This is a genomic window from Micromonospora sp. NPDC005087 (genome assembly GCF_042872965.1).
Lineage (GTDB): Bacteria > Actinomycetota > Actinomycetes > Mycobacteriales > Micromonosporaceae > Micromonospora.
This window is the reverse complement of record NZ_JBIALB010000037.1, coordinates 19,112-28,183: the sequence shown is the minus strand read 5'-3', so window position 1 is coordinate 28,183 and position 9,072 is coordinate 19,112. Positions and strand designations below refer to the sequence as shown.

6 protein-coding genes and 1 pseudogene are annotated in these 9,072 nt (G+C 68.1%); 5 read left to right on the top strand and 2 right to left on the bottom strand.

The features are described 5' to 3' along the window. The first annotated feature begins 305 nt into the window (after positions 1-305). Positions 306-1,058: an MBL fold metallo-hydrolase gene (locus tag ACFYPS_RS34945; protein WP_387330486.1), complete on the top strand. Its 753-nt coding sequence runs from the start codon at positions 306-308 to the stop codon at positions 1,056-1,058. Between the two features lie 35 nt (positions 1,059-1,093). Here ACFYPS_RS34945 and ACFYPS_RS34940 read toward each other — a convergent pair. Then, positions 1,094-1,255 (bottom strand): annotated as a pseudogene (locus ACFYPS_RS34940) (IS6 family transposase); the annotation flags it as partial. Positions 1,256-1,422: 167 nt separating this feature from the next. On the opposite strand from ACFYPS_RS34940, the gene ACFYPS_RS34935 reads away from it, so the two are divergent. The 4 genes from ACFYPS_RS34935 (at position 1,423) to ACFYPS_RS34920 (ending at position 6,490) form a co-directional block, all read left to right on the top strand. Then, positions 1,423-1,557, top strand: coding sequence for a hypothetical protein (locus tag ACFYPS_RS34935; protein WP_387330483.1), 135 nt, complete (start codon positions 1,423-1,425; stop codon positions 1,555-1,557). 214 nt (positions 1,558-1,771) lie between these two features. Then, entirely contained in the window at positions 1,772-2,074 is a 303-nt protein-coding gene (locus ACFYPS_RS34930; protein ID WP_387330480.1) for a hypothetical protein, read from the top strand. Further along, positions 2,071-3,711 carry an amidase gene (locus ACFYPS_RS34925; RefSeq protein WP_387330477.1) on the top strand — a complete coding sequence of 547 codons (1,641 nt, stop codon included), beginning with the start codon at positions 2,071-2,073 and terminating at the stop codon, positions 3,709-3,711. The genes ACFYPS_RS34930 and ACFYPS_RS34925 overlap by 4 nt, the downstream gene beginning before the upstream one ends. Before the next feature lie 190 nt (positions 3,712-3,901). After that, the gene (locus tag ACFYPS_RS34920; RefSeq protein WP_387330474.1) at positions 3,902-6,490 is read left to right on the top strand and encodes a M14 family zinc carboxypeptidase; all 2,589 of its coding nucleotides are present in this window, start codon (positions 3,902-3,904) and stop codon (positions 6,488-6,490) included. A 243-nt stretch (positions 6,491-6,733) separates the two neighbouring features. Here ACFYPS_RS34920 and ACFYPS_RS34915 read toward each other — a convergent pair whose 3' ends face one another. After that, positions 6,734-8,629: a M14 family metallopeptidase gene (locus ACFYPS_RS34915; protein ID WP_387330471.1), complete on the bottom strand. Its 1,896-nt coding sequence runs from the start codon at positions 8,627-8,629 to the stop codon at positions 6,734-6,736. Between the last annotated feature and the right edge of the window lie 443 nt (positions 8,630-9,072).

Below are 9,072 nucleotides of genomic sequence, written 5' to 3'. Positions count from 1 at the left end.
CAGCCCCCGAAACCTCGGCGACCACGTCCGCGCCGCGCTCAACCTCACACATTTCGAATACCGGTACCTACCGGATTCTTGTTGAGATCACCTCACTGGTGGCCTCAGCGGTGTTTCAAGTGTCAGAGAACGTTCGGTGGTCACCGCGAGATCGAGGCTAGCGGCGGGGACTCAGTTGGGCGTTGGCCCGAACCGACGAGGATCCGCACCTTCCGAACTGACAGTGCGGATTCGGCGCCTGTCATCCACTCCACTCTCGAAGGCCCAGGCCGGATAAATAGCTGGCGGTCTGGCATCCTGTGCGGATGCGACAGGTCACCGTGCTTGGCAGTTCTGGTGCCTTTCCCGAGCCCGGCCGTGCCTGTAGTGGTTTCGCCGTGGACTGGGACGGCTACCGCTTGGTGCTTGACCTTGGCTACGCCACGCTGCCGCGGCTGCTCGGGCACTGGCCAGATGGTGCAGTGGACGCTGTCGTCATCACCCATGAGCACCCCGATCACTGCATCGACCTGCACGGGCTGTTCCGGATGCGGTTCTACGGTGACTTCGATGGACCACGGCTGCCGTTGTACTGCCCGCCAGGCGTGCTCGACCGGATCAGCGGCCTGGAGCCGGACGTCGACTTACACGCAGTCTTCGACATGCATCCGCTGCCCGGCAACTACCGGGTGGGGCCGTTCGACCTGACCGGACTGTCACTCCCGCACTACGTGTCAAACGCAGGCATCCGCATACAAGCTGACGGGATAGCGTTGGCCTACTCTGGAGACACCGGCCCGACCCCCGTGCTGGCCAAACTCGGCCGCGACGCCGACTTGTTCATCGTCGAGGCCACCGACCGCGACGGCGAGACCAACCGACCCACACGCAATCTAATGACCTCCACCGAGGCCGGTCACTGGGCTCGCAGGGCGGGCGCCCGCCGACTGATGCTCACCCACTTTTGGCCAGGCAATGACCGGGCAGTCGCAGTGGCCGCCGCGCAGCTGGAGTTCGAGGGTGCTGTGCTGGCGGCCGAAGAAGACCTCACCGTCATACTCGGGACACCAGATCGCTGACCGCCCCTCGTCACGGCGTGCCCGGGTGTTCGTTGCGCTTGGGCGAATTCGGTGAACGCGGCGGCGACTTTCGTGGTCGGCGGGGTGTCGATGGCGAGTTCGTAGTGTCCTTGGCGGAGGTTCTGCATGAACGCGTGTCCGGCGATGATCACCTGCGCTGTCTTGTCCGTTCGTAGTCCGCGCATCGGTCTTAACCGGTGAAGCGCAGATACCAGCGGACCGCGACGACGATCACCTCCGGCGGGAACCGGAACCCGGCGAACGCCGACTTCGGAGGCAGCAACGGGTCAGGTCGGGTCGATGACTTCACTGCTCAAGTCTGCCTCGATCTTGGCAACGCTCAACGCAACGGAGCCGCCTCGTCATGGCGGTGATGAGCAACGGCATGCAGCTGATGGGCGTCGACCAGTCGATGCAGTCGGTGGTGAAGGGGCTCGTCCTGCTCGTCGCCGTGGCGTTCGGCGTCTACAACAAGCGGCTCGCCGACACGTCCCGCTGACGGTCCACCCCGTACGCTCACCGACCCCGTCACCGGCCCTTGCGGGCCTGCCGTGCGCGGCCACCGGAACGAGCACGCGGATCACGACGCTGGGCGCTGGTGATCGGCAAACTCAAATGTTGCGCAACTTGTGCCCACAGCGGGCTGTCGCGAATGGCGCCCGGCCTACGGTCAGTCCACCTCGACCGGATCACGCAACACCCCTGGGAGTGTCATGGCACCTACTCCGCCGACGGACGCTGAGCTGAACGTTCTGATCCGCGCCCGGCTCGCCGCGCTCGGCATCGACCTCGACCAACTTCCGCCCGGGACCACCCCCGACCCCGACACCGGCTCGCCCGGCCGGGACTCCGTGCTCGCCTCCCTGCGCTCCTTCGTGCGGGGCACCGTGGCGACGCTCGCCGCATACCAGCTACCCGCACCCGTTGGCACCGATCCCGAGGTCGCGAACGCGCTGTCGCAGCAGCACGTGCCGGTCCTATACCCCTCCAACAGCACGGAATGGCGGAAGGCATGACGTCCGAACCGTTCGATCGTACGGTCGACCGCCGGGCATTTCTGGCCCGCGCTGCCGCGCTGGCCACCGCCTCAACCGTGGGCGCCAACGTCGCACTGCCCTCGGTGGCGCTGGCGAGCAGCAGCCTGTCCACCAACACCGGGCCGGGAACGAGGAGACGGCCGCTGGACCAGCCCAACGCCTACACCGAGCCCCGGCCGGCGGCACTGGCCGAGCCGACCGAGCTGACCATCGCCGAGGCAGCCTGGCTCATCCGCGCCGGCAGACTCACCCCGGAGCAGTTGGTCGAGGCGTACCTGGCCCGCATCTCCCGGTACGACGGCAGCTACCAGGCGTTCAACCTGGTGCTCGCCGACGCCGCCATCGCGGCGGCGAGAGCTGCCGCACGCCGGCCCCGAGACGGCGTGCTGCACGGCATCCCGTTGGCCATCAAGGACAACTACTACACCGAAGGAGTCCCCACCACCGCCAACTCCTTCCTGTTCCAGGAATTCGTGCCGCCGTACGACGCGACCGCGGTGGCCCGGCTGAAGGCAAGCGGTGCGATCGTGCTCGGCAAAACCCAGATGGGCCCGCTGGCGACCACCCGCGCCACCACGCCAGCCGGTGTGATCACCACGGTGAACGCCTGGGCGCCCACCAACCGCGGCATCGACCCGGGCGGATCGTCCACCGGCACCGCCACCGCGGTCGCCGGCCGGATGGCCACCTCCGGCATCGGCACGCAGACCGGCGGCTCGATCACCGCCCCGTCCAACGCGCAGAACCTGACCGGCCTCAAGCCGACCATGGGCCGGGTCTCGGCGGCCGGCATCATCCCGCTCACCTACACCCGCGACCATCCGGGACCGCTGGCTCGGGACGCCAAGGACGCCGCGATTATGCTGACCGCGATGGCCGGCGAGGACTCCATGGACCCGCGCAGCCAGGGCCTGCCCCAGGTGCCCGACCTGATCGACGCGGCCAGCCCGGTCTATCACCGCCGCCGCGTCAAGCTGCGCTGGAACACCCGGATCGGGGTGCTGCCGGGCTTCGCCAACGGCACCTCGCCCACCGCACTGGCCCGTGCGGCGTACCTGGCGCAGCTCGCCGCGATCCCTGGCGCCACCCTGGTGGACGTGCCGCTGCCGGACGAGTGGAGCCTGTTGACCGGCAGCAACTTCAACAACGCCCGGCTGCCCGAGCGCACCGAGCCGTTCATGCCCTACCTGCGCACCGACCTGCGCGGCTTCGGGGTGTCGGTGACCAGCTGGCTGCAGGGAGCGCTGCTGGGTGGCAACGAGTTCATCACCACTCAGCGGGCCAAGCTGCTGCTGCTGGACCGGGTGCTCAACGAGCTCTTCGACGGCTGCGACGTGGTCGTGCAGACCGACCCGGTGCCCTTCGACATCCTGGGCCTGCCCGAGATCGCCTTCCCGATCGGGGCCACCGCCGCCGGGCTGCCGATCGGCACCATCCTGGGCGGCCTCCCGTACGCCGAGGACCGGCTGTTGTCTGTGGTGGCCGCCTACCAGGCGGTGACGGACTGGCATCTGCGGCGGCCGGCCGACCCGCCGACCGACGCCGGCGCGCGTGGTGCGGCTCCGGCCCAAGTGCTCCGCCTGACGGCTGAGGAGGTCGCCGAGCTCAGCCAGTAACGTGCGAACGGCGGGCAGTCGATGCCCGCCGTTCGTTTGTCCTCATTGCGGGTGGCGAGGCTCAAGATTTCCTCAATTGCCACCCTGAGCGCTCCAGACATCGATCGAAGCCTGTTGAATCAAGCCATCCGAGTTGGCGCGGCCGCCCCTGCCGGACCCTTTTCCGTCCTGTACTGCGAAGGGGTATCAGGTGAAACGAAGAGTCTCTCGGGCGGCGCTGCCGGTCGTATGCGCGCTGGCTCTGGTCGGTACGCCGGTGTTGACGTCGGCGACCACCGCTACCGCCTCGAACCGGGTACCGAAGCCGGAGTCGGTGATCGGCTGGGCGCCGTGTACCGACTACAAGCTGGCCACCTACGAGCAGATCGCCGACTACTACCGCAAGCTCGACAAGGCCAGCGACCGGATGAAGCTGGTGGAGATCGGCAAGACCAGCGAGGGACGGCCGCAGCTGATGGCCATCGTCTCGTCGGAGAAGAACCTCAAGGACGCGAACCTCAAGCGCTACCGGGAGACCTCGGTACGCCTCTCGCAGGGCGACTCGCTCTCCGAGTCGGAGGCGCGAACGCTGGCGAAGGGCGGCAAGGCCATCGCCTGGGTCGACTTCGGCATCCACTCCACCGAGGTGGCCGGGCACCAGACCGCCCCGCAGTTCGCGTACGATCTGGTGACCAGCGAGACGTCCGAGGCGCGAGAGATCCGGGACAACCTCATCACCCTGCTGGTGCCGAACGTGAACCCGGACGGCGGAACGAAGGTCGCCGAGTGGTACCGGCAGAACCTGGGCGGGCCCTACCAGGACGCCGGCTATCCCGAGCTGTACCAGAAGTACGCCGGACACGACAACAACCGTGACTGGTACATGTTCAACCTGCAGGAGACGCAGAACGTCGGGCGCCAACTGTTCCACGAGTGGATCCCGCAGGTCATGCACAACGTCCACCAGTCCGCGGTCTTCCCCGCCCGGATCAGCATCCCGCCGTACGAGGACCCGCTGAACCCGAACATCCACCCCCAGGTGGTCCGGGGCGTCAACATCGTCGGTGACGCGATGGGCCAGCGGCTGGAACGCGAGGGCAAGGGCGGCGCGCTGGCCCGCCAGTCGTACGACATCTGGTGGAACGGCGGCGCGCGGACCGCGCCGTACTACCACAACCAGATCGGCATCCTGACCGAGACCGCGCACGCCTCGGCGACGCCGCGGGTCTACGACCCGGCGACCTTCCCGAAGACCTTCGCGGACGGCACCTCCACCAGCGAGCCCTCGGTCTTCTACCCGAGCCCCTGGAAGGGCGGCGAGTGGCACCTGTCGCAGAGCTGCGACTACATCAAGACCGCCTCGTGGGCGATGCTGCGCGTGGCCAGTGACGACCGCGAGGCCCTGCTCTACGGCTCGGCGCAGATGGCCCGGGAGGGGGGGCGCAACGGCGCCGGAACCACCTACGTGATCCCCGCGGATCAGGCGGACTTCCCGACTGCCACGAAGCTGGTGGACAAGCTGCGCTGGAACAACATCCGGGTCGAGCGCGCGGTGAAGCCGTTCACGGTGGGCGACCGCAGGTACCCGGCCGGCAGCTACCTCGTCCGGGAGGCGCAGCCGTACCGGGCGGCGGTGCTGGACCTGCTCAACCCGCAGGTCTACCCGGATCGCCGGCTCTACCCCGGCGGCCCGCTCGAGCCGCCGTACGACATCACCGGATACACGCTCTCGTTCCAGATGGGCGTCACCGTCAACAAGCTCGATCAGGCCGTGCGGGCCGAGACCGTCGCGGTCGACTGGCCGACGGTGCCGACCGGCGCGGTGGCCGGTGCGCCGAAGTACGCGTACGCCCTCGACCCCCGGGTCAACGACAGCTCGGCCGCCGTGAACGCCCTGCTCGCGGCGGGGGACAAGGTCTTCCACAGCAGCGCTGAGGTGACCACCCGCACTGGCAAGCTGCCGGCTGGCACGTTCCTGGTCACACCGCGTCCGGGCACCGACGCGCGGGTGACGCGGCTCGCCACCCAGTTCGGGCTCAGCATCGCCGCGGTGGACGCGAAGCCGGCGAAGGTGACCGAACTCGTCGCGCCTCGGATCGGACTGTACGACGGCTTCAACAACTACGACGAGGGTTGGACCCGGCTGATCCTGGACCAGTTCGGCTTTCAGTACGAGAAGCTGACGAACGCGTCGGTCCGGGCCGGTGATTTGCGGGCGAAGTTCGACACGATCGTGCTGCCCGACGCCACCTACAACTCGATGCGCAACGGCCGGGCGGCCGGCTCGCTGCCGCCGCAGTACACCGGCGGAATGACCGATGCGGGTGTGGCCAACCTGAAGGCGTTCGTCGAGGCGGGCGGCACGGTGGTGACCCTGAACAAGGCCGCCCAACTGCCGATCAAGGCGTTCGGCGTACCGGTCAAGGACGTCACCGAAGGGGTACCGGAGACCACCTACAACATCCCGGGGTCGGTGCTGAACCTCAACCTCGACGCCAGTGACCCGGTCGCCGCCGGGTTCGGCCCGAACGCGTCGGCGTTCGTCGCCAACGGCCCGGCGTTCGAGGTCGACGAGGGCGCCGAGGGTGTCACGGTGGCGGCCACCTGGCCGAAGACCAAGCTGCTGAAGAGCGGCTTCCTCCTCGGCGAGGACGTCATCGGCGGCAAGGCGGCCGTGGTGACCGCGAAGGTGGGCGACGGCCAGGTGGTGATGATCGGCTTCAAGCCGCAGCACCGGGCCCAGTCGCACGGCACCTACCGGCTGCTGTTCAACGCGATGTACCTGGGGGGTCAGCGCTGACCTGACGTGGGTCGTGGTGGCCGAGCGCACTCCTGCGCTCGGCCACCGCACGCGCGTAGGACGATCGTCCCGCGTCCACGATCAGTCCCTGCCGAGCAGCCCAGTGCACCGAAGTCGTCCACCGCGCGGCTGCGCTCCTCATCGACTCGCAGAAGACCGACCGGATCCTCTCGTCGCCGCCTTCGGAGAGCCGACATGGCGAGGTCCCCGCCCCACACTGCGGGACGGGGACCTCTCGAGCGATCAGTTCAGCCGTGCCGACGCGGAGTCCAGGCCTCCCCGGACGCTGACAGCCTTCACCGTGATGGTGTCGGTGGCGGCCTTGACGACCCGCAGGCGGACCTTCTGCCGGTCACCGCCGTCCAGATAGAACTGGGGTGCGGTTCCGACGGCGCGCGCGCCCTCCACCTTCACGGTGTCCGGAGCGACGATCTTGATTTCCTTCGCCTGCTCGAGAGCGGTCGGGATGCGGCCGGTGTTCCGGACCGAAGCCGTGATCTCGTGCGTCGCTCCGTCACCCTGAGCGCCCTTGAGCTTCTTGACCTTCACGTCACTGAGGTCGACCTGGGGCAGGGACTCGGTCAAATACAGGTTGAACCGTGCCTGGTTGGTGGCCCACCCGCCGATCAGATCGGCCGAAGGGTTCTGCGACCAGAACTTCGGGTTGATGCCGCCGATCTCGACCGCCCCCAGCGTCGGGTGCTCCACCTTCGTCCACGGCAGGAAGCAGTTCGTCCGCCCGTTCTCGGCGCACCACCGCGACCGCTCCCAGTCGGCGTACCTGCCGTCCTTGTCGTAGTCGGTGAAGTCACCACCGTTCCAGATCTCGTCGCCGTACCAGATGGCGCCGTACTGGAAGTAGCCGAAGTCGGGGCCGTGCCCGAACAGCGGCGTCGGCTGGCCACCGTTGCGGGTGGCGTAGTCGATGTAGACGCTGCCGGCATGCCGATAGCCGGTGAACGAGACCCCCGCCTTGTCGAAGTGCTCGTAGAGCTTGCGGTCGGTCGAGTACATGCACTCGACGGGGTCGCAGGTCGAGGGCCCCCGCAGATGCATGGGCACCCGGGTGTCCATGCTGTTGACGGCGCCGATGTTGGTGTGCGACATCAGCCAGGTGTAGACGTGCCGGGTCTCCGGCTCGGACAACGGGTACTCGCCGGCGCCGCCCTGGGTCAGGTTCCGGTCGGTGGCGTCGTCCTCCGGCATGACGTGCCAGTTGTACGGGTAGTTGCGGTGCAGGTCCAGGCCGCCGACCCCATCCTCGTCGTAGCGACCGTCGCCGTCGTTGTCCGTACCCTCGGAGAACATCAGGTAGTCGCCCTTGCCCGCGCCGACGTTGAGCATGGCGTTCCCGGCCGGGTCCCGCTCGTCGACGACGTGCGTCCCCTTGCCGGCGCCGACGTACTGGCGCATCTGGCTCAGGTACCCGTCACCGTTGAGGTCCTCACCCGGATCCTCGTCGCGCTTGCCGTCCCCGTCGTTGTCGTACGGCCGCACCGTCGACCGGTTGGTCTGGGCGGTGTACAGGTACATGTCGTGCCCGTCCGGGTTGTTGACCGGACGGATGTACACGGTCTTGTCGTCGAGCAGCTTGTCGACCTTCTGGTCGCGGCCGGCCTGCGTGATGAGGTGGTGCGCCAGCCACAGCGAGCTCTCGGCCGACGAGACCTCGCCGGAGTGCCGGTTTCCCTCGAAGTAGGCCGCCGGCTTGTCGGTGTCCGCGCCGGTGGACTTGTCCGTGATGGTCACCTGGTAGATCGGCTGGCCGCTGAAGCTCTCCCCGACGATGTGCAGGTCGACGATGTCGGGACGTTCGTGTGCCCACTTCCGCAGCCACCATTGGATTTCGATGCCGGTGTGGTAGTGGTCGAAGTCCATCTGGCCGGGGTTCTTCGGCTGCACCTGGTCGTACTTGACGACCTTGAACGTGCTTTCGCCGTCTCGTTGGCCGGCGATGGTGATGGTGGGGGACGTGGGGGTCACGCTGCCGGGGAACGGCCCCGGATCCTGCGGCGGCTGCAGGCCGACGGTGTAGGTGGGGGTCGAGGAGAGGGCCGCGCCGTCGAGGAGGTCCGCGCGGTCCGACCCCCAGAGGGGCGTGGCGCCGAGGACGAGGGCCCCCGCTGCCAGGGCCGCCACCATGAAGAGCGGGCGCGGGCGTCGGCGGAGGTGCTCTCTCCCCAGCGACCGCTGAACGGCGGCGGAGTGAGAGGAGGCTGGTGACTGACCGGATGAGGGCTGTCGAACGTCGGAACCCAAGGCAAATCTCCCGTGTCACGTGGTGCTTGCCCGCGCGTAGGCAGGGGCAGCTACGTTCTGTGAGGGTTGCAACCCACTGGGTACTCGAGTTGCGATCACCGTAATCGGCCGGCGCATAGATGTAAATGCCTGCATGCCGTTGGCTCCTTACCTCCGGCGGCATCGGAGCAGCGTGACGGCGGCTGTCCCATCCAGGGTGAGGGCACCGTCCGGGGCGAGTTGGCACCGGGTTGGCACCCGTCCGGTTGAAGGTGGCACCCCGTACGGCTCGCCCGTTGACGCCCGGGCAACACAGCGACGGTAAATCCAGGCCAACGCGGTGA